We start from the raw sequence: 23,837 nt of genomic DNA on the forward strand, positions 1-23,837 counted from the left end.
AGGCATGGATGAACGATGAATTTTACATGGGTCTTGCTTTAAGTGAGGCTTGGAAATTTCAGATCCTGACCTACCCAAATCCAGCCGTTGGATGCCTTATCCTTGATGAAAGTGGAGAAATTTTATCTTGCAAGGCTCATGAAAAGGCTGGATATTTACACGCTGAACCGACAGCGATACTCTTTGCGCTTTGCAAAAAAAGTGAAAAATTTAAAGATGATTTTATAAAAGCATATAATGCTAAATTTAGCCCTAAGATAAAAGAGGGCGAATTTGGCCTTTTGGAGCCAAAATCCAGCTACGAATTTATACTAAATAATCACTCAAATTTACTAAAAAATGCAAAAGCTTATGTCACTCTTGAGCCTTGCTCGCACCATGGCAAAACGCCACCTTGTGCAAATTTGCTAAAAGAGCTTGGCTTTAGTGAGGTCATAATCGGCAGCCACGATGAAAATAAAATAGCAAGTGGCGGCGCGAATTTGCTGCAAAGTGCTGGTGTGAGAGTTAAATTTGGTATTTTAAAAGAGCGCTGTGATAAGCTGCTTGAGCCATTTTTGGCATATCAAAATGGTGGATTTAGCTTTTTAAAAATCGCCCTTAGTAAAAACGGCGTGGCAAGTGGCGGCATCATCACAAATGAGCTTAGCCGCACGCATGTGCATAAACTAAGAAGCGTCATAGATACATTAGTGATCGGTGGTAACACAGTGCGGACGGACCGCCCAAAGCTTGATAGCAGGCTAGTAAGTGGCGGTAAAAATCCAGACGTCATAATCTACTCAAGAAGTGATAAATTTGATGAAACGATACCGCTTTTTAGCGTGCCAGGTCGCAAGGTGAGCGTGCAAAAAGAGCTTGATCTAAAAGGTCTTAGCATGTTTGAAGGGGCTGGTGAGTTTTTAAAGCTCGCAAAAGAGGGCAAGCTAGCAAATGTAAAATGGCTGCTTATCTATCAAAGCTCAAATTTTAAAAATGGTGAAAATTTAAGGCTTGATCTAAATTTAAAACCACTTTTTAGTGGAAATTTCGGAGATGATAGCTACACTTGGTATGAAATTTTGGATTAAATATCTAGTCCAAAATAGTGTTTAACTAAAAAGCCGATGCCAAAAGATATGATCGCAACGCCAAAAGTTATCACGCACATCTCAACCACTCTTGGTAAAAATTTAAGCTCCTTTGCCACGCTTATATAAAAGTTGTAAGTGATGATGGCAACTAGTGCAAAGAAAAACATCGATAAAACGGCGTAAAAACCGCTTGAAAAGATGAAAAATGGAAGTATCAAAAATGCCGTTGTTATGATGTATGAGCCGCCTGTGTAGAGCGAGTAAGTAAGCGGTTTGATCTCATCACTTGGATTTTCTTTTGACTCAAGATATGCTGAGCCAGCCATAGAGAGTGCAGCTGCTACGCCCATGATAAGGCCTGTTGCGCCAACTGATTTTGTATTCGAAAATGCAAGCGCGATGCCGCTAAGTGTACCTGTTAGCTCAACTAAAGCATCATTCATGCCAAGCACGATGCCACCAGCATTTACGAGTTTTGTGTCTTTCAGCATGGAGATTAGACTATTTTCGTGATTCATCTCCTCTTCATAAATATCACGAGCTTCAGGATATTCATCTACGATGTCAAGATAAAATTTCTCCGCATTTTCTTCGCGCGACTCCATAAATTTTAGGGTAAAAGATGTGCCAAAAATTTTAACAAGTATCGTATAGAAGATGACTTTAAATAAATTTGCACTTCTGCTCTCGCCAGTTATCTTTTGACAAAAAGCATAGTGGCGTCTCTCTTCGGTGATTAATTTGCGAAGTATTTTTTTATTCTCATCGTCTTTTTCGCTAGCTTCAAGAAGTGAGTATATAGCAGCATCGTCTGCTTCGTTTTGTAATTGTTTTAAAGCACGTTTTTTGTCTAACATAAATTTTTCCTTTTTTATAGCTTAGAAATTTAAGATTTTGATTTAGAAAGAGAGATAAGATGGTGCGATCAGCGAGACTCGAACTCGCACACCTAACGGCACTACCCCCTCAAGATAGCGTGTCTACCAATTCCACCATGATCGCGAAAAGAACAAAAGCCCCAAAAAGGGGCTAAATTTAAGCTTTACGCTTAGCCAAGCATTGGGTTTGCGTAAAGAACGATAAGTGTAATAACAAGTGCGTAGATAACTTGTGCTTCGATCATCGCAAGTGCGATAAACATTGTAGTCATAAGTTTGCTACCAACGCCAGGGTTTCTAGCTGTTCCGCTGATAGTTGCAGCAGCTGTGTTACCCATACCTATAGCACCGCCAAGAGCTGCAAGGCCAAGGCCGATACCGCCAGCGATAACTGAATATGATCTGATCATCTCGCCGTCAGCGCCAAATGCGAATGCAGCAAGACCAAGAATTAAAAAGACGATCTTTTTCATCGTTGCTCCTTTAAAATTTTAAAGCTCTTTCGGATCTGTCCCCTACTCAAACTTCATGAGCCGTAATATTACAAAAACAAAACTTTGTTTCAAATAAAAACACTAAAAATTTAAATTGCCTATAAAAAATTCTTGGCTTAGAAAAATGAAAGTTTTTTTATGCTATCTTTGAAAGAATTTAATTTATTCTTAATCTTAGGTTTTCAATGAACGAAAAATTTTCAAAGATAGGCTTTGTTCTTGCGATGGCTGGTTCTGCTGTGGGTCTTGGCAATGCCTGGAAATTTCCTACGATGGTGGGAAATAACGGCGGTTCGGCATTTATAATTTTATACTTGCTTCTTACATTTGCTATCGCATTTGTGGCGTTTTTGGCAGAGCTTAGCATCGGCAAACTTGGCGAAAGCGACATCGTAAGCTCTCTTTACAAACTTGCTCCAAAAAATAAAAAAGTGTGGTCGCTCTCTGGCTTTTTCATGATCGGCGCAATCCTCATAGCTTCATTTTATATGGTGGTTATTGGCTGGATTTTAAAGTATATCTATCTTAGTTTTTCGCCACTTTTATCTGACACAAAAGCTGCAGGGGAGCAGTTTAACACACTTTTATCAAATGATTTAAGCAGCGCCGTGCTATGCTTTAGCCTAGTCTTTTTGATGGTTTTTTTTGCCGTTTCAAAAGGTGTAAAAAGTGGCATAGAAAAACTAAATATATGGATGATGCCAAGCCTTTTTGTCTTGCTAGTTTGCATGCTTTTTTACGCGCTTAGCATGGGAGATGGCTTTGTGAAGGCGGCTAAATTTTTATTTGTACCAAATTTTAGTGCGATCACGCCAGATGTTGTTTTGCAAGCTCTAGGCCTTGCGTTTTTCTCACTATCTATGGGTGTTGGAGTCATACCAACATACGCTGCAAATTTACCAGAGCGCACAAATTTAATAAAATCAACCCTCTCTATCATCTTTATAAACATCTTAATAGGCATTATGATGGGGCTTGTTGTTTTTACCTTTATATTTGCTTATGGGGCTGATAGCACGGCAAGTGGTCCAGGCCTTATTTTTATCTCGCTTGTCACGCTTTTTGCAAAGCTTGGCATCGTTGGCAACGTCATGGCGGTCGCATTTTTTGTATCGTTATTGTTTGCTGGCATTACGAGTGCAGTTTCGATGATCGAGCCTTTTGCTTATTATTTGGTTAGGAAATTTGAAATTTCAAGAAAAATGGCGCTTCTTTACATCGGCGCTTTTGTCTATATCTTGGGTATCTTTTGCATACTTTCATATTATTCAGACACATCAAGTGCTTTTAGTGTTTGCGGTAAGCCATTTTTTGACGCGCTTGACTTTCTCACATCAAATATCATGATGCCAATAGGCGCTATCGTATTTAGCTTTTTTGTTGGCTACAGGCTTAAAAAAGAGAGTTTATATCTGCTCTTTGGCGATTTTATGGGAAGAGCATTTTTTGAAATTTGGTACTTTTTCTTAAGATATGTCGTGCCAGTTGCCATTTGTGCGATAATGATCTACCAGATGGCAGGTAAATAATGGCAGAGAGATTTAGTAAAATTGGCTTTGTCTTATCGATAATTGGAGCGGCTATCGGCCTTGGTAATGCGTGGAAATTTCCATACATGGTCGGCAGTAACGGCGGTTCGGCATTTATCCTTATATATCTATTTTTTGCCTTTGCTGTTGGTCTTAGCATATTTTTTGCTGAGATGGCGATGGGTAAAATTTCACGCCTTGATACGGTTGGAGCGTTTAAAAGCCTAGCTACAAAAGGGGCAAATTCTTGGAAATTTGCTGGCGTTATCATGGTGACCGGGTTATTTATAGCCTCTTTTTACACGCTCATCATTGGCTGGGTTTTAAAATACGTCATTTTAAGTCTTAGTGAGCTACCTCAAGATATCGCAAGTTCAGAGACGTTTTTTGTAAATTTCACCTCAAATGGCATAAATGAACAAATTTTATACTTTAGCATCGCGTTTTTTGCCTACTTTTTCATCCTTACAAAAGGTGTAAAAAGCGGCATCGAGCGCATAAATGTCTATCTCATACCAGCTCTTTTTATCTTGCTTTTACTTATGCTTGGCTACTCTTTTGGCATGGAGGGCTTTGATAAAGCGGCTAAATTTCTACTAGTGCCTGATTTTTCAAAGATAGATCAGGCAGCTGTTTTAAACGCTCTTGGACTTGCTTTTTTTACGATGTGCGTTGGCATTGGCTGCATCCTTACCTACTCATCAAGTCTAAGCGATGATACAAATTTATTTACCTCTTCACTCTATGTCGTCTTTGCGAACATCATAATAAGCGTCATCATCGGCCTTATCGTCTTTACATTTACATTTGAGTTTGGCTCAGAGCCATCAAAAGGCGCAGGGCTTGCTTTTATCTCGCTACCGACGCTATTTGCTAAGCTTGGCTTGCTTGGAAATTTCTTGGCATTTACATTTTTTATATCACTATTTTTTGCTGGCATCACCTCGGTTATCTCGATGGTTGAACCGTTTATATTTTTCTTAAGCAAAAGCCTAAAATTTAGTAGAAACAAATCAATTCTAATCGTTGCTTGCGTGGTTTATATCTTAGGAATTTTATGCGCATTAAGTGGCACAAGTGAATTTAAAGATGCGCTTACATTTTTTGGTAAGAGCTTTTTTGACCTACTTGATTATCTAAGCTCAAATATCATGCTCCCACTTGGTGGCATCTTGTTTGCTATCTTTGTTGGCTACTTTATGAAATTTGAGCTTTTAAAAGAGCTATTTGTGCCTTATATGGGCAAGGTTATATTTAAAATTTGGTATTTTTTAATTAGATTTGTGGCTCCACTTTTAGTTCTGGTGGTGTTAATAAGGGAGATCTCATAATATGGCAAAAGAACAATTTTCTAAAATAGGCTATGTCCTAGCAGTCGCTGGATCGGCTGTCGGACTTGGCAATGCATGGAAATTTCCATACATGGTTGGTGAAAACGGCGGTTCGGCGTTTATTATCCTATATCTTTTGATAACTTTTCTAGTTGGTGTGCCTATCTTTATGGCAGAGCTTAGTATTGGCAAGCTTAGTGAGAGTGACAGCGTTAATGCCTTTAGAAAGCTAGCAGCTAAAAATAAAAATTTATGGCAACTGGTTGGAATTTTAGCCATGGTGACAGCGGCTATCATCTCATCATATTACATCGTGATCATCGGCTGGGTCTTTAAATATTTCACGCTCTCATTTACTGGTCTCCCAAGCGATATAGATAGCTCAAAAGTGATATTTAACGATCTTTTGACGCATGGTCTTGGCGAGCAGACACTTTACTTTATTATAGCATTTGCAGCTTGCTTTTTTATCCTATCAAAAGGCGTAAAAAGTGGCATAGAGAAGCTAAATGTTTGGATGATGCCAAGCCTATTTATCATGGTTTTGATCATGCTTTTTTACTCTATAACGATGGATGGCTTTGTGAAATCAGCCGAGTTTTTACTCATTCCTGACTTTAGCAAAATTTCATTTAACTCACTCTTGCTTGCTCTTGGCCTTGCATTTTGGACACTATCTCTTGGTATGGCAGCGATCATCACCTATTCAGCTAGCCTAAGCGATGATACAAATTTAGCCACTTCAACGCTTAGTATCGTCTTCATAAATATCGCGCTTGCTATTATGATAGGTCTTGTTATTTTTACCTTTATATTTGAATTTGGCGCTACTCCGTCTCAAGGACCAGGTCTTGTCTTTATCTCGCTACCAACGCTATTTGCTAAGCTTGGCGCGATAGGTCAAATTTTAGCGGTGGCATTTTTTGCTGCGCTCATTTTTGCTGGTATCACTTCAGCCATCTCTATCGTCGAGCCATTTGTCTTTTTCTTGATCAGAGAGTATGGCATGAGTAGGAAAAAAGCGCTTTGCATAGTTGGAGCTGGGATTTTCATAGTGGGATTTTTATGTCTTTTATCAAATATAGAAAATATTGGCGATAAATTTATGATATTTGGTAAAAATTTCTTTGACTTCCTAGACTTTACCGCTTCAAATATCTTGCTACCAATTAGCGGTATCGGCGGAGCGATATTTGTAGGATATTTTATGAAAAAAGATGCTTTATATGTACTATTTAGCCCATATATGAGTGATTTTGTATTTAATACATGGTATTTTTTACTAAGATATGTAGCACCAGTTTGTGTGCTCATCATCATGATAAATGAACTATTAAAGGTTTTTAATGGATAAGATTGAGAGATTTTTTGACAAAGCTGGTGATATAGTCGGCTATATTTGTATGTTTATTATGGCTTTGATGATAATAGACGTTTTTTTTAACGTTGTGGCAAGATACTTTTTTTCTTACGGCAACGTTGCATTTCAGGAGCTTGAGTGGCACTTTTTTGCTGTGATATTTCTACTTGGCATGAGCTATGCTCTAAAAGAGGACGCACATGTTAGAGTTGATATCTTTTATGCTAAATTTTCAGAAAGAAATAAAGCCCTTGTAAATATGCTTGGTACTGTATTTTTTATCATACCATTTGCGCTTTTGGTTTCAAATTTATCATTTGGATTTGTAGGAGATGCTTACAGCTCGGCAGAGGCCAGCGCAGATCCAGGCGGTCTTACCCATAGATGGATCATAAAAGCGATGATCCCTTTTTCATTTTATGTGCTTGTATTTTTTGCGATCGGCTTTTTTATAAAAAATTTAAATCGCTATAAGAAAGCTAGTAAGGAGAAAATATGGCGGGATTAATAATGTTTATAGCCGCGCTATTGATGCTTGGCATTGGCTTTCCAGTGGCATTTACCTTTGGTGCGGTTGCGATGATATTTGGCATGGTTGGCAGCGTCGTAGAGAGCCTTAGCGATGGTGATGGGCTACTTGGCAGTATAGAAGTATTTAAAGATATGTTTAACTTCATGCCTTATAGAATTTTCTCTATCATGGAGAGTAGAATTTTCATAGCAGTTCCACTCTTTGTCTTTATGGGCGTCGTGCTTCAAAAGTCAAAGCTAGCCGAGAGATTACTTGAGAGTATGGGCATGCTCTTTGGAGAAATCAGAGGCGGTATCGCGATAAGCACTATCTTAGTTGGAGCGCTTCTTGCTGCATCAACTGGCGTCGTAGGTGCTAGCGTTGTTGCTATGGGCGTTATAAGCTTGCCTGTAATGCTAAAGTATAAATACGACCAATCCCTAGGATGTGGCACGATATGCGCTGCCGGCACGCTTGGTCAGATCATCCCACCTTCTATCGTGCTTATCATCTTGGGCGACATCTTCTCAGTGCCAGTTGGTGAGCTTTTTCATCAAGCCATTGTGCCAGGACTTACGTTAGTTGGGGTTTATATAGTTTATATTTTGATAGTTGCTTATCTTAAGCCAGAGGTCGCTCCTATCGTAAAAGACGAGAGTGGCGTTAGTAAATTTAAGCAGATTGTTAGAGCGCTAATTGCGATCTTTCCGCCACTTTTGCTAGTTATTTGTGTGCTAGGATCCATTTTTGCAGGTATCGCTACACCGACTGAAAGTTCAGCATTTGGCTGCGTTGGCGCTATCATCTTGGCAATATTTTATAGGACATTTTCATTTTCTATGATGAAAGAGGCTTTGGCTGAGAGCGTAAAAACTACAGCTCTAGTCTTTGCTATACTTGTTGGTGCGACTGCCTTTTCTATGGTCTTTAGCTACACTGGAGGCGATGAGATAGTTGAAAATTTCATGACAAATTTACCAGGCGAGAAGTGGGGCTTTATCATCTTTAGTATGGCTGTTATCTTTGTGCTTGGCTTTTTTATAGATTTTGTTGAAATTTCATATATCGTGCTTCCTATCTTGGTGCCAATCGCTGCAAAACTAGGCATAAACCCAGTCTATCTAGCGATCTTAGTTGCTATGAATTTACAAACTTCATTCTTGACGCCGCCATTTGGATTTAGTCTATTTTTCTTAAGATCAGTCGCACCTGCTGAGATAAAAACAGCTGCTATTTATAAAGGCGTGGTGCCTTACATCATTATCCAAGTGGCAGTTTTAATCTTTTTCTGCGTATTTTTGATGGAGATAAAGCCGGTGCTAGATGCGAGCCACGGCGGATTATTTAACTTCTTACTCTCACTTTTTAAATGATATAAAAGTTTTTGGTTGTAAAATACCAAAAGCAAGCGAAATGGCTAATTTGAGTTTCTGCCCAACTTAGCCATTTTTATGACCGCTTTTTAGTAAATTTATAAATTTAATGAGGTGAAATATGGCAAAGAAATTTATCGATGTTATGGATACGACCTTTAGAGATGGCTTTCAGTCAGTTTATGGCGCTAGAGTGCTTATGAACGACTTTTTGCCCGCGCTTGAAGCAGCCAAAGAGGCTGGCATAGAGCATTTTGAATTTGGCGGCGGAGCGAGATTTCAAAGCCTTTATTTTTACCTAAATGAAGACGCTTTTGCGATGATGGATAAATTTAGAAGCATCGTAGGACCAAAAGCAAACCTTCAAACCCTAAGCAGAGGCGTAAATACCGTCACACTTGACACTGGTAGCCGCGAGCTAATCGACCTTCACGCAAAACTTTTCAAAAAACATGGAACTACTACTATTAGAAATTTTGACGCATTAAATGATGTTGAAAATTTAAAATATTCAGGCGAAAGGATCGCTCATCACGGGCTAAAGCACGAAGTTGTTGTTACTATGATGGATCTGCCTAGTGGCTGTGTGGGAGCTCATGACGTTAAATTTTATGAGAAAATTTTAAGAGAAATTTTAGATGCAAATATCCCATATCACAGCGTTTGCTTCAAAGATGCAAGTGGTACAAGCAGCCCACAAAAGGTCTATGAAACCATAAAAATGGCTAGAAAGCTACTCCCAGAAAAAACTCACATCAGACTTCACACACATGAAACCGCAGGCGTAAGCGTTGCTTGCTATCTTGCAGCGCTTGAGGCTGGCGTTGATGGCATAGATCTAGCCGCAAGCCCAGTAAGTGGTGGTACAAGTCAGCCAGATATCCTAACCATGCTTCACGCAGTAAAAGGCAAAAACTACGATCTTGGCGGACTTGACGTGGAGAAAATTTTAAAATACGAAAGTGTTTTGAATGATTGTTTAAAAGAGTATTTCTTACCGCCTGAAGCTGTGCAAGTAAGCCCGCTCATACCATTTTCACCGATGCCTGGTGGCGCGCTCACCGCAAATACCCAGATGATGAGAGATAACAACATCTTAGATAAATTCCCTGAGGTCATCCTTGCTATGCGCGAAGTGGTGCAAAAGGGCGGATACGGCACTTCAGTAACCCCTGTTAGCCAGTTTTACTTCCAACAAGCCTTTAATAATGTAATGTTTGGCAAGTGGAAAAAGATCGCTGAGGGATACGGTAAAATGGTGCTTGGCTACTTTGGCAAGACTCCAGTTACGCCTGATAAAGAGATCATTAAGCTTGCTAGCGAGCAGTTAGGACTAAAACCAACTACAAAACATGCAGTTGATATAGCTGATAAAGATGAGAGCAAGTCACTTGCACATGTAAAAGAAATTTTAAAACAAAATAAGATCAAAGTTACCGAAGAAAACGTCTTTATAGCAGCAGCTTGTAAAGAAAAGGGCATCGCGTTCTTAAAAGGCGAAGCCAAAGTAAATGTAAGAAAAATCGATCCAAATGCTAAAGCAAACGAGGGCAGACAAACTCAAAGTGGCAGATATAGCGTCGTCGTAAATGGTAGCCGCTACAATGTCGAAGTAAGCGAAGGTTTTAACGACAGCATCCAAGTAAAATCAATCACTGAAGTTGAAGGCAAGAGCGTAAAAAGTGCCAAAAGTGCAGTAGCAGGCGCAACAGAAAACGACATCGTCGCAAGCTTGCCAGGTGCTGTGCATAAAATTTTAGTTAGCGCAGGAGATCATGTCAAAAAAGGTCAGGCCATAATCGTGCTTGAAGCGATGAAGATGGAGATAGAGGTTAAGGCCCCAAAAGATGGCATCATAGGCTCTATCGAGGTTAGCAAAGGTCAAAGTGTCGCAAACAATCAAGTGGTGGCTAGATTTAAATAAATTTTGCCACTTTTAAAAAGATAGTGTTAAGCGAAATTTGATTAACATTTTGATGACTTTTAGGTCAGAATTTATAAAGAAACGAAAATTTAAAAGGAAACAACATGATAAATAAGCTAGACGAGCTAGGTCTAAAAGAGATCAAAAAGATAAATCACAATCTAAGCTACGACGAGCTTTTTGAGCTTGAAAAGGCAAACAATGAGGGCAGAGTCTCAAGTAACGGCACATTTATGGTTGATACTGGGATTTTTACAGGCAGAAGCCCAAAAGACAAGTACTTTGTCAAGCAAGATCCAAGCCAAAAATACATCGCTTGGGGAAAGATAAATCAGCCTATCACAAAAGAGCTCTTTGACAAGCTTCTTAAAAAAGCAAAAGAGCAGCTAAGTGGCAAAGAAATTTTCATCCAAGATGCATTTTGTGGAGCTAGCAAAAAGAGCCAAAAATCAGTCCGCTTTGTCACTGAAGTAGCGTGGCAAGCGCACTTTGTAAAAAATATGTTCATCCGCCCAAGTGAAGCGGAGTTGGCTAAATTTGAGCCTGACTTTGTAGTATATAACGCTTGCAAGACAAAAAATGAGGACTACAAGGCTGATGGACTACACTCAGACGTCTTTGTCATCTTTAACGTCGAGGAAAATGTCGCAGTGATCGGTGGCACATGGTACGGTGGCGAGATGAAAAAAGGCATTTTTTCTATGATGAACTACTGGTTGCCACTTGAGGGCAAGCTAAGCATGCACTGCTCTGCAAACGTAGGCGAAAAGGGCGATACGGCGCTATTTTTTGGCCTATCTGGCACTGGTAAAACGACACTTTCAACCGATCCAAAACGCAAACTAATAGGCGATGACGAGCACGGCTGGGACGATGATGGCGTGTTTAACTTTGAGGGTGGCTGCTACGCAAAATGTATCAACCTTGATCCAAGCAGCGAGCCAGAAATTTACGCAGCGATCAGGCGTGATGCACTGCTTGAAAACGTCGTGGCTGACGAAAACGGCGTGGTTGATTATAAAGATGGCTCAAAGACTGAAAACACACGTGTGAGCTATCCGATCTATCACATCGACAACTACGAGCCAAGCTCAAGCGCAGGACACCCAAAAAATATCATCTTTTTAAGTGCTGACGCTTTTGGCGTGCTTCCTCCAGTTGCAAAGCTGACAAAAGAGCAGGCGATGTATTATTTCTTAAGTGGCTACACAGCAAAAGTTGCTGGCACAGAGCGCGGTATTACTGAACCAGTCGCTACTTTTAGTGCTTGCTTTGGTGAGCCATTTATGCCACTTCACCCAACTGTTTATGCAAAACTGCTTGGCGAGAAGATAGATAAGCACGGCGTAAATGTCTATCTTGTAAATACAGGCTGGAGCGGCGGTGCTTACGGCGTTGGCAAGCGTATGAGCATAAAAGCGACACGTGCTTGCATAAATGCGATCTTAGACGGCAGCATCACAAAATGTGAGTTTGAAAATTTTGATAAATTTAACTTCGCTATCCCAAAAGAGCTTGATGGTGTCGAGACAAAACTGCTAAATCCAATAAATACATGGACACACCCAGCTGAGTACAATATTTCACGCGACAAGCTTGCAAAGATGTTTGTTGAAAATTTCAAACGCTATGAAGATGTAAAAGAGGGCGTTGAGTACGCAAAAGCTGGTCCAAAAGCTTAAATTTATAGCCTTGCGGGTATGTTGCCTACAAGGCTTTTTAAATTTAAACTATCAAATGGCAAAAATTTTAGAGCTGTAAAATATAGCTCTTTTTCAAATTTCTAATATAAAATTTAAAACATTTTGCAAAATAGCTCGGTCAAATTTAAATAGACTTTCTAAAATTTTCTTACACAAAAAAATACTCTTTATAAATGCTCGAAAAATTTAATCGCCTGATATCAGAAATTTTAATACAAGTGATCCTTTTAGTTAAAAATCAAATTTCAGCTTGAATGCTCCAGTTAAATTTAAAATATTTTGTAATCTCTTTAAATCTCAAAATTTCTAATATAAAAATTATTGTTAAATTTATTGTAAGTAGTGTGGTCTTTGCAGTTAAAAATTTAAATTTAGCCAAAACACTCCAGCTAAATTTGATATCAAATTTCTACTATAAAAGCCGCTGTTGTATTTAGTATAAGTAGCAGGATTTTTGCAGTTAAAACAAAAATTTAGCCAGGTATCTGGCTAAATTTAATCAAAATACTCTCTTTTCTAGTCCAAATTCTACGCCAGCTTTTGCTAGCTCAAATGTCGCATCTATAAATTTATACTCGCTGCTGATAAATGGTAAAAACATCGGTATCTCGGTGCAGCCTGCGATATAAACGTCAGCTTCAATGTTTGAAAGCACTTCATAAAATACCGGCACATACTCTTCTAGCTTGCCAGCTTTGACGCCCTTGTAGATGCACTCCATAATGACATCTTGCGTCTCTTTGCTAAAATCCACACTTTTTAGCCCGCGCTCTTTTAAAATTTGATCATAAACGCCAGCCTTTTTTGTGCCACTTGTTGCGATGACAGCGATATTTTTAGCGTGTGGATATTTCTTTTGCAAGGCATCTACTGTAACTTTTGCAATGTGCAAAATTTTCACTCCAGCCTCTTTTTCGATGCTTGGGGCAAAATAGTGAGCTGTGTTACAAGCCATTAGCATCGCCTCGCATCCTGCATTTTTTAAAAGTTTAGCACTTTGAATTAGCTTTGGAAGCGGACTTTCTCCCTCGCCCATGATAAATTTTGTCCTATCTTCTATCTGAGCGTATGAGTCGATAACGATGTGTAGGTGCTCTTGATCGCAAGTTGCTGGGGTTATATCGATGATCTTCTTGTATAAATCAGCCGTGGCGAGTGGTCCCATGCCGCCTATGATGCCTAATGTCTTCATAACTCCTCCAAATTAAAATTTTCAATAATTATAATATTAGTTTCTATATTTAAAAATAAAATTTCTAAATTTTCATTGGGTATTGTAAAAATAGGGGATAAGCACTTTAAGTTTTGAAGTAAATTTTAAGATAAAAAGGGGCGATTTGCCCCTTAAAAATTCTATTATGAGTGGAAGTGAAATTCGTCTGGATGATCTAGCGCGTATCTAAATTTCTCCATATCTACCTTTTTGTCCCAGATAGATACGATCATGCAGCCAACGGCATTACCGCAAAGGTTACCAACAGCACGCATCTCTGACATAAATTTATCAACGCCAAGTAGCACAGCCACGGTGACGACTGGTATGCCAGTGCTTGGAAGTGCGCTTAGTGTGCCAGCAAGGACGACAAAGCCAGATCCTGTAACGCCAACCGCGCCTTTACTTGTGATCATTAGCACGATTAGTATGCTTATTAGGTGTTCAAAACTTAGCGGGATATTAAATGCTTGAGCTAAGAAGATAACGCTTAAGCTTAGATAGATGTTGGTGCAGTCAAGATTAAATGAGTAGCCAGTCGGGATGATAAGGCCAACTGCGCCTCTATTTATGCCAGCTGCTTCTAGCTTTTGCATAAGTGGCGCAAGAGCTGTTTCGCTCGAGCTTGTCGCAAAAACGACCAAGACCTCTTTTGAGATAAAGCGCATAAATTTAAAGACATTGACCTTGGCAAAGTAGCAAATGACGCCAAGCACGACAAAGATGAAAAAGCAGCTCGCAAGTGCCATAACAACAAGAAGCTCCATCATACCAAGAAGCGTTCCGATGCCAAATTTACCGATCAAATAAGCCATCGCCGAAAAGGCAGCCACTGGACTAAATAGCATAAGCCAAGTAAGTAGCTTTAAGACGTAGTGCTGGATAAATTCAAGCGGTTTTAGACAAGCTTGCTTTTTATCATGCGCTAGTAGTGAAAGCACGATGGCAACGACTATCGCCATGAAAAGCACTTGAAGTGTGTTTGACTTTATAAATGGATCAAGTATATGCACATAAGGGAAGATGTCATCTACTGGCACAGCGCCTCTTAAAAGATGAAGTGTGTGCGCTAAAAAGCCGCTATTTGCGTCCATGTTGCCAGCTTGAGATGTAAATTTAGCCACGCTCGAGGCGTCAAGCTGAGTGTAGTCAAGGTTCATGCCGTGTCCTGGACGAAGCGTCTCGCCAAAGATGATACCAACAGCAAGAGCGAGCGTACTAACTATCTCAAAGTAGATAAACGCCTTAAGTCCGATGGTGCCAAGATCTTTTAAGCTCTCAAGTCCGACGATGCCTGAGACGATTGTTAAAAAGATGATAGGGCCGATTAAAATTTTAAGGGCTTTTATAAAATAATCAATACCTGGCTTGCTCGCTATGCCAAGCTCAGGTGCGACCATACCGACGATAACACCGCCAACTATACCTATCACAACCCAAATGGCGAGATTGGTAAATAGTCTCACAAAGAGACTTTTTTGCGTTTTTGTACTCTCCATAAATTCCCCTTTTATAGGCTCTCTTTGATCTCTGCTGAGAGGATCTTGTCGCCTTGCCTGATAGCATCAAGTACCTTTAAGCTCTCATCGTCAGCGCACTTTCCAAAGACTGTATGCACGCCGTCAAGATGAGGTTGCTTGCTGTGGCAGATGAAAAACTGCGATCCGCCAGTGTCGCGACCCGCATGAGCCATGCTAAGGCTACCACGCTCGTGTTTTACCTTTTGGTTGTCGCATTCGCATTTTATCCTCCAGCCAGGACCGCCTGTGCCTGTGCCATTTGGGCAGCCGCCTTGGATGACGAAATTTGGTATAACTCTGTGGAAATTTAGGCCATTATAAAAGCCTGTTTTTATCAAATGGACAAAATTTGCAACAGCTTGCGGTGCATCCTCGGCAAAAAGCTCAAGTTTGATATCGCCTTTTTCTGTCTTTAAAACCGCAAATTTATCTTTTTTTAGTTCGTCTAAATTTATATCATAAACTTTTAACTCATCAAAACGCATGTTGCTCCTTTTTACTCGATATTTGTATAAACTGCTTGGACGTCATCGTCGTCTTCTAGCTTGTCAAGAAGCCTCTCGACCTCAAGCATTTGCTCTTCATCTAGGCTCACGGTTTGATTTGGTAAATACTGAAGTGAAGCTTTTTTAACTACTAAATTTAGCTTCTCTATGCCTTCATGAAGTGTGCCAAAATTTGCGTAATCGCCATAAACAAATAGTGCGTTTTCATCTTCTTCAATGTCACTTAGTCCATAATCAATCAGCTCAAGCTCGATCTCTTCTATATCAGCACTTGGCTTTTCAAGCTCAAAAACGCTCTTTCTTGTAAACATAAAGCTAAGGCTGCCACTTGGCAAAATTTCTCCGCCATTTTTGCTAAATATCGCTTTTACATTTGCAACTGTCCTTGTTGGGTTGTCAGTAGCGCACTCAACGATGATTTGCACGCCGTGAGCTGCTTTGCCGTCATAAAAGATAGTCTTGATATCTGCGCTATCTTTGCCATTTGCTCTTTTTATAGCCGCATCGATGTTATCTTTTGGCATATTTTCAGCTTTTGCTGCTGCGATGGCTGCACGAAGTTTTGGGTTCATATCTGGATCACATCCGCCATCTTTTGCCGCTACTGTTATAGCCTTTGCAAGTTTTGGAAATACCTTGCTCATCTTATCCCATCTAGCTTCTTTTGCTGCTCTTCGGTACTCAAATGCTCGTCCCATAAATATCCTTAAATAAATTTTTTACGGATTATAACTAAAAAAATTTTATACTTTTTTAAAACATTTTTAGTTTGCCTGCTAAAGCGCCTAATTTGTAAATTTGAAAATAATATTTGGTAAAAATTTAAGCTAAAGGCATATAATCATGCCATGATAAAAAATGCTCAAAAACAAGATGCAAAAATCTGCATAAAACTACTAAATTTAGCGATGGAGGATATCGCCTACAAGCTAAGTGGATACGACGATCCAGCAAAAAGCGATGAAATTTTAGAGAAATTTTTTCAAAGCGAGACAAACAGACTTAGCTATAAAAATGTTTATATCTATAGGCGTGACGAGCAGATCATCGCTGCTATGTGTGCTTATTTTGGTGGCGACGCGTGGCAGTTTGATAGAGAAATTTCTCAGCATCTAAAGGCACTTGGCAAAGACGCCAAGGTAGAAAAAGAGTGCTTTGACGATGAGTTTTATATAGATAGCATCGCTGTGGATGAGAAATTTAGAGGCCAAGGTTTTGCAAAAGAGCTTATCTTGCACTCATTTGCCAAAGCAAAAGAGCTAGGACATAAAAAGGTTTCGCTGATAGTTGATGTAAATAAGCCAAAAGTTCGTAAATTTTACGAGAGCCTTGGCTTTAAATTTAACACCAAAAAGATCATAAATTTACACGAATACGACCACATGATAAAGGAGATAATATGAAAACATTTGAGGTAAATAACGTGCATTGCCAAAACTGCGCAAATACTATAAAAAACGCACTTGAAGATGACTTTGGCGAGATAAAAGTCGATCTTAGCAAAGAGCCAAGGCAAGTAAGCCTTGATATAAAAGATGGCGATGTAGAGAAATTTAAATCAGAAATGGCTGATCTGGGATTTGACGTTATAAAGGAGCTTTGATATGCCTTTAAAAGTCAAGCTAAATATAGCGGGAATGAGCTGTGTAAATTGCTCAAACGCTATCGAAAAGGTCTCAAAAAAGATAGATGGGGTGCTTGAAGCAAATGTAAATTTTGCAAACGCAAGCGGTGAGTTTGTCCTAAAAGACGCTAGCGTGCGTGAAGTTTTAGAGCAAAAGATAAAGAAGCTTGGCTATTTTGTGGCGACAAATATTGATGAATTTGAAGCCAAAAGAGATGAGCATATAACCTCGATAAAAAACAAATTTATATTTGCATTTATCGCAAGCATCGTGATAATGGCGCTTGAGATGTTCGCACCTCACAATATGTTAGTAAATTTACTGATGCTAGTTTTAGCAATTTTGGTGCTAGCTTTTAGCGGCAAAGACTTTTTTGCACACGCCATAGAGGCTGTCAAAAACAAAAACTACGATATGAACGTGCTTGTAGCTCTTGGAAGCGGCAGTGCGTTTTTATACTCGCTTTTTGTTGTGATCTTTTCAGATTTCATCCCAGATGATCTAAAAAACGTCTATATCTCGGGCGCAGCGATGATAATATCCTTTGTTTTGCTAGGTAAGTATCTTGAAGAGCGCTCAAAGGCAAAAGCTGGCGACTACCTAAAGACGCTACTTAAAATTTCACCAAAGACCGCCTTTTTGGTCATGCCAGATGGACAGAGCAAAGAGGTAAATGTAAATGAGCTAAAAGTAGGCGACATCGTCATCGTAAAAAATGGCTACAACATCCCAAGTGATGGCGTGATAGTTCAAGGTGGCGCTGAGATAGATGCTTCTATGCTTACAGGAGAGAGCTTGCCTGTTTATAAAGAGGTAGGCGATAGCGTATTTGCCGGCACTCTAAACACAAATGGCTACATAAGCGTCAAGGTGACAAAGGGTTCTTTTGAAAGCTTACTATCTCAAATTTTAAGCTTGCTAAGCGACGCTAGCTCCAAAAAGATGCCTATCGGACGGCTGGCTGATAAGATAGCAAATATCTTTGTGCCAAGCGTCGTGGCGATCTCAGTTCTTACATTTTTAATATGGATAATTTTTAGTGGAAATTTCGCCTATGCGATCTCTTGCGCGATCTGCGTGCTCATCATCTCATGCCCGTGCGCGCTTGGTCTTGCCACGCCAATAGCAATAGTAAGCTCCCTCGCGCGTGGCGCAAAAGCTGGGATTTTGGTGAAAAACCCAGAAGTTTTAGAGCTTATAAAAGATGCTAAATTTGTAGCATTTGATAAAACTGGCACGCTAAGTAAGGGGCTAATCAGCGTCAAAAACTCAAATTTGAGTGAAAAAGAGTTGGAGCTAGTGGCATCTGCTGAAAATTTAAGCGAGCATCCGATCTCAAAGGCGATCGTAAGATATGCAAAACAAAATTGCATAAATTTACAAAAGCTAAATGGTAAATTTCAAAACGTAGTTGGTCAAGGCATCGTCTATGAAGATGAAAGCAATAAGATAATAATAGGCAACGAAAAACTGCTCGCAGCAAACAATATCTTGCTAAATGAAGCTGATAGTAAAGCGATAAAAGAGGCTACAAATGATGGAAGCGGTGTCATACTTTGCACGGTCAATCAAAAATTTAGCGGCTTTTTAACGCTAAGCGATGAGCTAAAAAATGAAGCAAATAGCGTTATAAACGAGCTTGCAAGGTTAAATTTACAAAGCGTGATCCTATCAGGCGATGATAAAAAAGTAGTGGCAAATATCGCTAGCAAGCTAAATGTGAGCGAATACTACGCAAATATGCTACCTGAGGATAAATTTAACAAGGTAAAAGAGCTAATGAGCCGAGGTGGCGTGATCTTTGTGGGAGATGGTATAAATGACTCGCCATCGCTCAAAGAGGCAAGCGTTGGCATCGCTATGAACTCAGGCTCAGATATCGCTAAAGGCGCTGGTGATATCGTGCTTGTAAAAAATGACTTGCGTGGCGTGAGCGGGCTTGTAAAACTTGCAAATGCGACTATTGCTAACATAAAAGAGAATTTGTTTTGGGCATTTATGTATAACGCCATTTGCATACCAGTGGCTGCTGGCGTGCTCTATCCGGTATTTGGACTGCTTTTAAGCCCAGTTTATGGCTCAATGGCGATGTGCTTAAGCTCGGTTACTGTCGTGCTAAATGCACTTAGACTTAGATATTTGAAGCTTAAGGATTAAATTTGAGACTTGGAGAGCTTTATAGCGTCGTAGCGGCTGCACTTGCTACAAATTTCAATGGCATCTTGGGTGTCTCATCTTTTATGCGTATCAAAAAGACAAATGCGTGGATAACGCAAACAAAGAGCGATGCAAACATAAAAGGAAATGAGCTTTACACTAAATTTATCAAAGATGAGAGTAGTGCGGCCTTGTGTGATGATTTTGTCATTTTGAAGGCAAAATTTGAAGCAAGCTACTATTTTTCAAGCGCAAAAGATGATTTGGCGCAATTTTACAAGGCTATAAATTTTGAGCCAAAAATGGGTGAGGTTGATAGCATCTCAAATCAGCTCATTTTGATAGCAAATATCTTAAAAAAGGAGGCGACAAAAGAGTCTATGCAGCTTCTTGCTGCTTTTAGCCTCTCATTTTTATTACCATATGCCGAGCAACTTGCAAAAGAGCTTGAGCAAAACGCTTGCAGTAACTTCTATAAGTCAATGGGATACTTTTTAGAGGATTTTTGTTTGGTTTTAAAAACTATTATCGGTAAGGCTTAGTCTTAAGCCTGTACCATTTCTGTCATTTGAGTTTTAATACTTAAAATGTTATTTTGAATGCTTGATTGTTCTAAATTTAGATGATGAAGCATTTGCATAGAATCACGATCTTTCAGGTGCTGGATGCTTGAAATTTGATCAGCTATATCGCTTCTTTGATCTTGTAATTTTTCTAAATTTTTTTGTAACTCTGTGACATCTTCTTTTCTAATAATTGTAGGTTTTTGTCTAACTTCTTCTCTTTGTTCTACATGCACATCATTACTTCTAACGATATCTTTTGTGCCATAGCCAGAAGACACTAATATGCTGGTTTTAGCGCTACTCGATGATATAGATGTGTAGCCATTATGATAGAAAACATTTGAGTTCATATTTGCATCTATTTGCATATCGTCCTTCCTTTTTAGTTTATTTCTTCATTTATAACTATATCGGCAATAAATCAAAAAACTTGAAATAGTTTTTAAAAAGTTGCTGGGCGAATTATATTTTAATAACCTTAAATGTAAATTATATATATAACTTTTTTACTACTCTAGCATAATTTTTATATTACATTTCACTTTTTTGAGCAAAAAATTTATTTTTAAAATGCTTGTAAAAGCCTAGTTAAGCACCATTTTGTTAAAATCACGCAAAATTAGTCAAAGGCAAAGCTATGAAAAAAGATGAAAATGCACATAAAAAGATGTGGGAGGGTAGATTTAGCGAGGCTAGCTCGAAGTTGCTCGAGGAATTTAACGCTTCTATAAATTTTGATAAAAATCTTTTTGAAGAGGATATCGCTGGCAGTAAAGCGCACGCTAAAATGCTTGGCATTTGTGGAATTTTAAAAAAAGATGAGTCAGAGGCGATCATCAAGGGGCTTGATGAGGTTTTAGCTGAGATAAGGGCTGGTAAATTTGCTTTTAAGATAGAGGATGAGGATATCCACATGGCGGTTGAAAAGCGCCTTAGCGAGATCATCGGAGCTGAGCTTGGTGGCAGACTTCACACAGCTAGAAGCAGAAACGATCAGGTTGCGCTTGATTTTAAATTTTACGTTTTGAAGAAAAATTTAGAAATTTCATCTCTCATTAAAGAGCTCATCGCCACACTTGCAAATTTAGCCAAAAACCACAAAGATACGCTAATGCCAGGCTACACGCACCTTCAGCACGCCCAGCCAGTAAGCCTTAGCTACCATTTGCTAGCCTACGCTTTTATGTTTAAAAGGGATTTTGAGCGATTTGTCAGCTCGTATGAGCGAAACAACCTAAGTCCGCTTGGCTCAGCAGCCCTTGCAGGCACGCCGCACAAGATAGATAGGAGCATCGTTGCAAACGAGCTTGGCTTTGCAGGTTGCACGCAAAATGCGATGGATAGCGTGAGCGACCGCGACTTTGCGCTGGAGATTTTATTTAACATTAGTGTTTTTATGACACACGCTTCTAGGCTTTGCGAGGAGCTCATACTTTGGAGCTCGCAGGAATTTGGCTTTGTAAGCATTAGTGATGCTTATAGCACGGGTAGCTCCATCATGCCTCAAAAGAAAAATCCAGACGTCGCTGAGCTCATACGCGGTAAAACTGGGCGTGTAAATGGAAATTTAGTAGCGCTGCTAACGACGATGAAGGGCTTGCCACTTGCTTACAATAAAGATATGCAAGAAGATAAAGAGGGTATTTTTGATAGCGTTGCGACCATTTTAAGCTCAGCTACTATCTTAAATGAGATGATAAAAACGGCTAAATTTAATGAAAAAAATATGCTAAAAGCGACAAAAACAGGCCATCTAAGTGCCACTGATCTGGCTGACTATCTAGTGCGTGAGAAAAATATACCATTTAGAACGGCTCATTTCATCACCGGAAAAGCTGTGGCAAAGGCTGAAAACTTGGGGCTTGATCTAAGTGAGCTAAACAAAGAGCAGCTAAAAAGTGTCGATGAAAATTTAGATGAAAATGCTATTAAATTTCTAGATCTGCACGCTTCAAAAGAGGCCCGCACTTCAAAAGGCGGCACGGCAAATAAAAGTGTGGAGGATCAGATAGAAATTTTGGAGACTTGGCTTCAAAATTAAGGAGTAATGAGATGATCGTTGGAATTTTATTAAAGAACTATAAAATATATGGAGGAGTTAAATATATACCAGTTACTACTAGTCATAATTTTACAGCATATATAGGTGATAATGGTGCAGGAAAAAGTTCAATTTTGGAGGCTCTTGATACTTATTTTAATGACAGGGAATGGAACCTAACGAAAGGAGCAAGCACTACCGATGCAAATACACCATATATAGTAGTTATTCATCTATTAAAAAAAGATATAGTTAATAAAATTATTAAAAATTATGATAAAAATGATAATGAGCTAGCAGATAAAGTTAAAAAAATTAGTGAATATTTATGGAATTTTGAGCAGGTTGAGAATGATTTTAGAAGCAATAAAAGTCAAGAGCCTAAAAACTTAGTTAATGATTTAAAAAAAATTGATATTTTATATCGTGAAAGTCATTATTTAATTATTTCTGGTAATGCTCATAAGGATGATTATAGTGCATATTTTGGTTCTTTTGATAGTATTATTTCAAAATTATTTGAAATTAAATTTAATAGCCAAAAGGAAAGCGAAAATAAAGATTTTAGAGAATGCTTTAAGTATTTAAATCATATTGTTTGGGATTGTTATTCATATATTTACATGCCAGTAGAAGCTGGGATAGAGGAGTTTACAAAGCTTGAGACTGATAATATGCAAAAATTAATCGGTATGGATATTAGCACTAAAATAGAAAAAATAATTAAGACACCTTTGCAAAGTATAAATACAGATTTAAATGTATTTGTTAGAGAGTTGGAAAACGATCTTTTAAACCTTTATGCCTATAAGAGTCCTTCAAATAGAATTAATATTACACCAAAGGAATTAATAGATAAAGTTATTGAGTTGTTTTTTTCAATAAGAGTTTTACATAAAATAGTTGATGGTAATAAAATAAAAGCTGACAGCTTAAGTTCTGGTGAGAAAAGACAGGCACTTATAGATATAGCTGCGGCATTACTAGATAGTCAAACTATAGAACACAAAGAAATTATACTTGCCATAGATGAACCAGAAGCATCTTTAAATTTATCAAAAAATTTTGCTCAATTTGAAAAGTTAATAGAAATTTCACAATATAAAGCACAAGTTATTGTGACTACTCATTGGTACGGTTTTCTCCCAGTTGCTATCAACGCAAATGCACACTTTCTGACAAAGAAAAACGCAAAAGATAGCCTTGAATTTAATTTTAACACATTTGATTTATATAATTATAGGGAAAAGTTGAAACAAATTAGAAATATAGACTATACTCAAATACCAAGCGATATTCAACTTAAAAGTATTTATGATTTGGTTCAATCAATTGTTTCATCGGTAAGGCTTGATAAACCATATAATTGGTTGATTTGTGAGGGTAGCTCTGATAAAATTTATTTTGACTTCTATTTTAAAGATTTGGTGGAAAAGTATAATTTAAGAATATTGCCAGTTGGTGGGGCATCTGAAGTCATAAAAATTTATGAGTATCTAAAATTGCCAATGTCGGAAAAAGATAACATAAATGGCAAGATATATTGCTTGATTGATAGTGATGGTAAGAGTGAACAGCTTGTATGCAAAGGTGCATGGGATAAAAAAATGGTGGCAAAAAGAATTCTAAATAAAAACAGTGAGAAAAGAACGATTTTAGTTGATGTGGGTTACAATGATTGTGAAATGAAAACTGAGATAGAGGACTGTTTGAACGGTATTGTTTTTGTTAAAGCATTAAAAACATATATTGAAGACGAAGATATCTCTGCTATACTTGGAGATGTAAAGAATTTTAAAGACGACAAATCTCTTAATTCACACTTTTGTTTTAATCTAAGAGATGATGACAGAAAAATACTAAAAGACTTTTTTGATCAAGATAGTGGATATAGAAAAATAGAGTTTGCTAAAAAATATGTTGAAATAGCTCTAGATAATAACGCCAAAAGTCCAGATTGGATCGACGAGATTGAAAATTGGTTTAAGGAGTAAAAAATCAAAATAAATTTTTAAAATCGCAACCATATAGTA

Annotated in this window: 21 protein-coding genes and 1 tRNA gene; 14 read left to right on the top strand and 8 right to left on the bottom strand. The window is 38.5% G+C overall.

Features of this window, described 5'->3' with window-relative positions; all coding sequences use genetic code 11:
• The first annotated feature begins 8 nt into the window (after window positions 1-8).
• The gene (gene ribD / locus CCS77_RS02430; protein WP_107916454.1) at window positions 9-1,070 is read left to right on the top strand and encodes a bifunctional diaminohydroxyphosphoribosylaminopyrimidine deaminase/5-amino-6-(5-phosphoribosylamino)uracil reductase RibD; all 1,062 of its coding nucleotides are present in this window, start codon (window positions 9-11) and stop codon (window positions 1,068-1,070) included.
• On the opposite strand, the gene CCS77_RS02435 is transcribed toward ribD, so the two are convergent.
• The 3 genes from CCS77_RS02435 to CCS77_RS02445 form a co-directional block, all read right to left on the bottom strand.
• Window positions 1,067-1,930, bottom strand: a complete 864-nt coding sequence (locus CCS77_RS02435) for a VIT1/CCC1 transporter family protein (RefSeq protein ID WP_107916455.1) — start codon at window positions 1,928-1,930, stop codon at window positions 1,067-1,069. The two genes, ribD and CCS77_RS02435, sit on opposite strands and share 4 nt — an antisense overlap.
• A 60-nt stretch (window positions 1,931-1,990) precedes the next feature.
• Window positions 1,991-2,075: transfer RNA gene (locus tag CCS77_RS02440), tRNA-Leu, on the bottom strand.
• A 46-nt stretch (window positions 2,076-2,121) separates the two neighbouring features.
• Window positions 2,122-2,424 carry a F0F1 ATP synthase subunit C gene (locus CCS77_RS02445; RefSeq protein ID WP_004317263.1) on the bottom strand — a complete coding sequence of 101 codons (303 nt, stop codon included), beginning with the start codon at window positions 2,422-2,424 and terminating at the stop codon, window positions 2,122-2,124.
• A gap of 206 nt (window positions 2,425-2,630) precedes the next feature.
• Here CCS77_RS02445 and CCS77_RS02450 point away from each other — a divergent pair, with 206 nt between their 5' ends.
• From CCS77_RS02450 to pckA, 7 genes are all read left to right on the top strand, one after another.
• Window positions 2,631-3,974: a sodium-dependent transporter gene (locus CCS77_RS02450; protein ID WP_107916456.1), complete on the top strand. Its 1,344-nt coding sequence runs from the start codon at window positions 2,631-2,633 to the stop codon at window positions 3,972-3,974.
• A complete protein-coding gene (locus tag CCS77_RS02455; protein ID WP_107916457.1) occupies window positions 3,974-5,305 on the top strand; it encodes a sodium-dependent transporter in 1,332 nt (443 codons plus the stop codon). The genes CCS77_RS02450 and CCS77_RS02455 overlap by 1 nt, the downstream gene beginning before the upstream one ends.
• 1 nt (window position 5,306) lies before the next feature.
• On the top strand, window positions 5,307-6,659 hold the full coding sequence (locus tag CCS77_RS02460) for a sodium-dependent transporter (protein ID WP_107916458.1): 1,353 nt from the start codon (window positions 5,307-5,309) through the stop codon (window positions 6,657-6,659).
• Complete coding sequence (locus CCS77_RS02465; RefSeq protein ID WP_021085810.1) at window positions 6,652-7,173, top strand: TRAP transporter small permease subunit; 522 nt, start codon at window positions 6,652-6,654, stop codon at window positions 7,171-7,173. Before CCS77_RS02460 ends, CCS77_RS02465 begins: the two co-directional genes overlap by 8 nt.
• The gene (locus CCS77_RS02470) at window positions 7,161-8,549 is read left to right on the top strand and encodes a TRAP transporter large permease (protein ID WP_107916459.1); all 1,389 of its coding nucleotides are present in this window, start codon (window positions 7,161-7,163) and stop codon (window positions 8,547-8,549) included. The genes CCS77_RS02465 and CCS77_RS02470 overlap by 13 nt, the downstream gene beginning before the upstream one ends.
• A 121-nt stretch (window positions 8,550-8,670) precedes the next feature.
• Window positions 8,671-10,473 carry a biotin/lipoyl-containing protein gene (locus CCS77_RS02475; RefSeq protein ID WP_107916460.1) on the top strand — a complete coding sequence of 601 codons (1,803 nt, stop codon included), beginning with the start codon at window positions 8,671-8,673 and terminating at the stop codon, window positions 10,471-10,473.
• 107 nt (window positions 10,474-10,580) lie between these two features.
• Complete coding sequence (pckA, locus tag CCS77_RS02480) at window positions 10,581-12,155, top strand: phosphoenolpyruvate carboxykinase (ATP) (protein WP_201741731.1); 1,575 nt, start codon at window positions 10,581-10,583, stop codon at window positions 12,153-12,155.
• 520 nt (window positions 12,156-12,675) lie between these two features.
• Here the strand turns inward: pckA and CCS77_RS02485 are convergent.
• The 4 genes from CCS77_RS02485 to CCS77_RS02500 all read right to left on the bottom strand — a co-directional run bounded on the left by CCS77_RS02485 (window position 12,676) and on the right by CCS77_RS02500 (window position 16,113).
• Complete coding sequence (locus CCS77_RS02485; protein WP_009294309.1) at window positions 12,676-13,368, bottom strand: aspartate/glutamate racemase family protein; 693 nt, start codon at window positions 13,366-13,368, stop codon at window positions 12,676-12,678.
• Between the two features lie 164 nt (window positions 13,369-13,532).
• Complete coding sequence (locus tag CCS77_RS02490) at window positions 13,533-14,888, bottom strand: cation:dicarboxylate symporter family transporter (protein WP_107916462.1); 1,356 nt, start codon at window positions 14,886-14,888, stop codon at window positions 13,533-13,535.
• An 11-nt stretch (window positions 14,889-14,899) separates the two neighbouring features.
• Complete coding sequence (locus tag CCS77_RS02495) at window positions 14,900-15,394, bottom strand: peptidylprolyl isomerase (RefSeq protein ID WP_012001370.1); 495 nt, start codon at window positions 15,392-15,394, stop codon at window positions 14,900-14,902.
• 11 nt (window positions 15,395-15,405) lie between these two features.
• Entirely contained in the window at window positions 15,406-16,113 is a 708-nt protein-coding gene (locus tag CCS77_RS02500; RefSeq protein WP_021093135.1) for a YebC/PmpR family DNA-binding transcriptional regulator, read from the bottom strand.
• Window positions 16,114-16,263: 150 nt separating this feature from the next.
• Here CCS77_RS02500 and CCS77_RS02505 point away from each other — a divergent pair, with 150 nt between their 5' ends.
• Genes CCS77_RS02505 through CCS77_RS02520 form a run of 4 tightly spaced genes read left to right on the top strand, consistent with a single transcriptional unit; the run spans window position 16,264 to window position 19,739 of the window.
• A complete protein-coding gene (locus tag CCS77_RS02505; protein ID WP_107916463.1) occupies window positions 16,264-16,818 on the top strand; it encodes a GNAT family N-acetyltransferase in 555 nt (184 codons plus the stop codon).
• Window positions 16,815-17,018 carry a heavy-metal-associated domain-containing protein gene (locus CCS77_RS02510; RefSeq protein ID WP_004317198.1) on the top strand — a complete coding sequence of 68 codons (204 nt, stop codon included), beginning with the start codon at window positions 16,815-16,817 and terminating at the stop codon, window positions 17,016-17,018. The genes CCS77_RS02505 and CCS77_RS02510 overlap by 4 nt, the downstream gene beginning before the upstream one ends.
• Before the next feature lies 1 nt (window position 17,019).
• Window positions 17,020-19,197, top strand: coding sequence for a heavy metal translocating P-type ATPase (locus CCS77_RS02515; protein WP_107916464.1), 2,178 nt, complete (start codon window positions 17,020-17,022; stop codon window positions 19,195-19,197).
• Window positions 19,198-19,199: 2 nt separating this feature from the next.
• Window positions 19,200-19,739 carry an oxidoreductase gene (locus tag CCS77_RS02520; RefSeq protein ID WP_107916465.1) on the top strand — a complete coding sequence of 180 codons (540 nt, stop codon included), beginning with the start codon at window positions 19,200-19,202 and terminating at the stop codon, window positions 19,737-19,739.
• A 2-nt stretch (window positions 19,740-19,741) separates the two neighbouring features.
• Here the strand turns inward: CCS77_RS02520 and CCS77_RS02525 are convergent, their stop codons facing one another.
• Window positions 19,742-20,131, bottom strand: a complete 390-nt coding sequence (locus CCS77_RS02525) for a hypothetical protein (RefSeq protein WP_012001374.1) — start codon at window positions 20,129-20,131, stop codon at window positions 19,742-19,744.
• A gap of 269 nt (window positions 20,132-20,400) precedes the next feature.
• Between CCS77_RS02525 and argH the strand changes: the two genes are divergently transcribed.
• Window positions 20,401-21,804 (top strand): argininosuccinate lyase, encoded by a 1,404-nt coding sequence (gene argH / locus CCS77_RS02530; RefSeq protein WP_107916466.1) that lies wholly within the window; start codon window positions 20,401-20,403, stop codon window positions 21,802-21,804.
• A gap of 11 nt (window positions 21,805-21,815) precedes the next feature.
• On the top strand, window positions 21,816-23,798 hold the full coding sequence (locus tag CCS77_RS02535) for an AAA family ATPase (protein ID WP_107916467.1): 1,983 nt from the start codon (window positions 21,816-21,818) through the stop codon (window positions 23,796-23,798).
• The last annotated feature ends 39 nt before the right edge of the window (window positions 23,799-23,837 follow it).

This window comes from Campylobacter concisus (assembly GCF_003048375.1).
Lineage (GTDB): Bacteria > Campylobacterota > Campylobacteria > Campylobacterales > Campylobacteraceae > Campylobacter_A > Campylobacter_A concisus_T.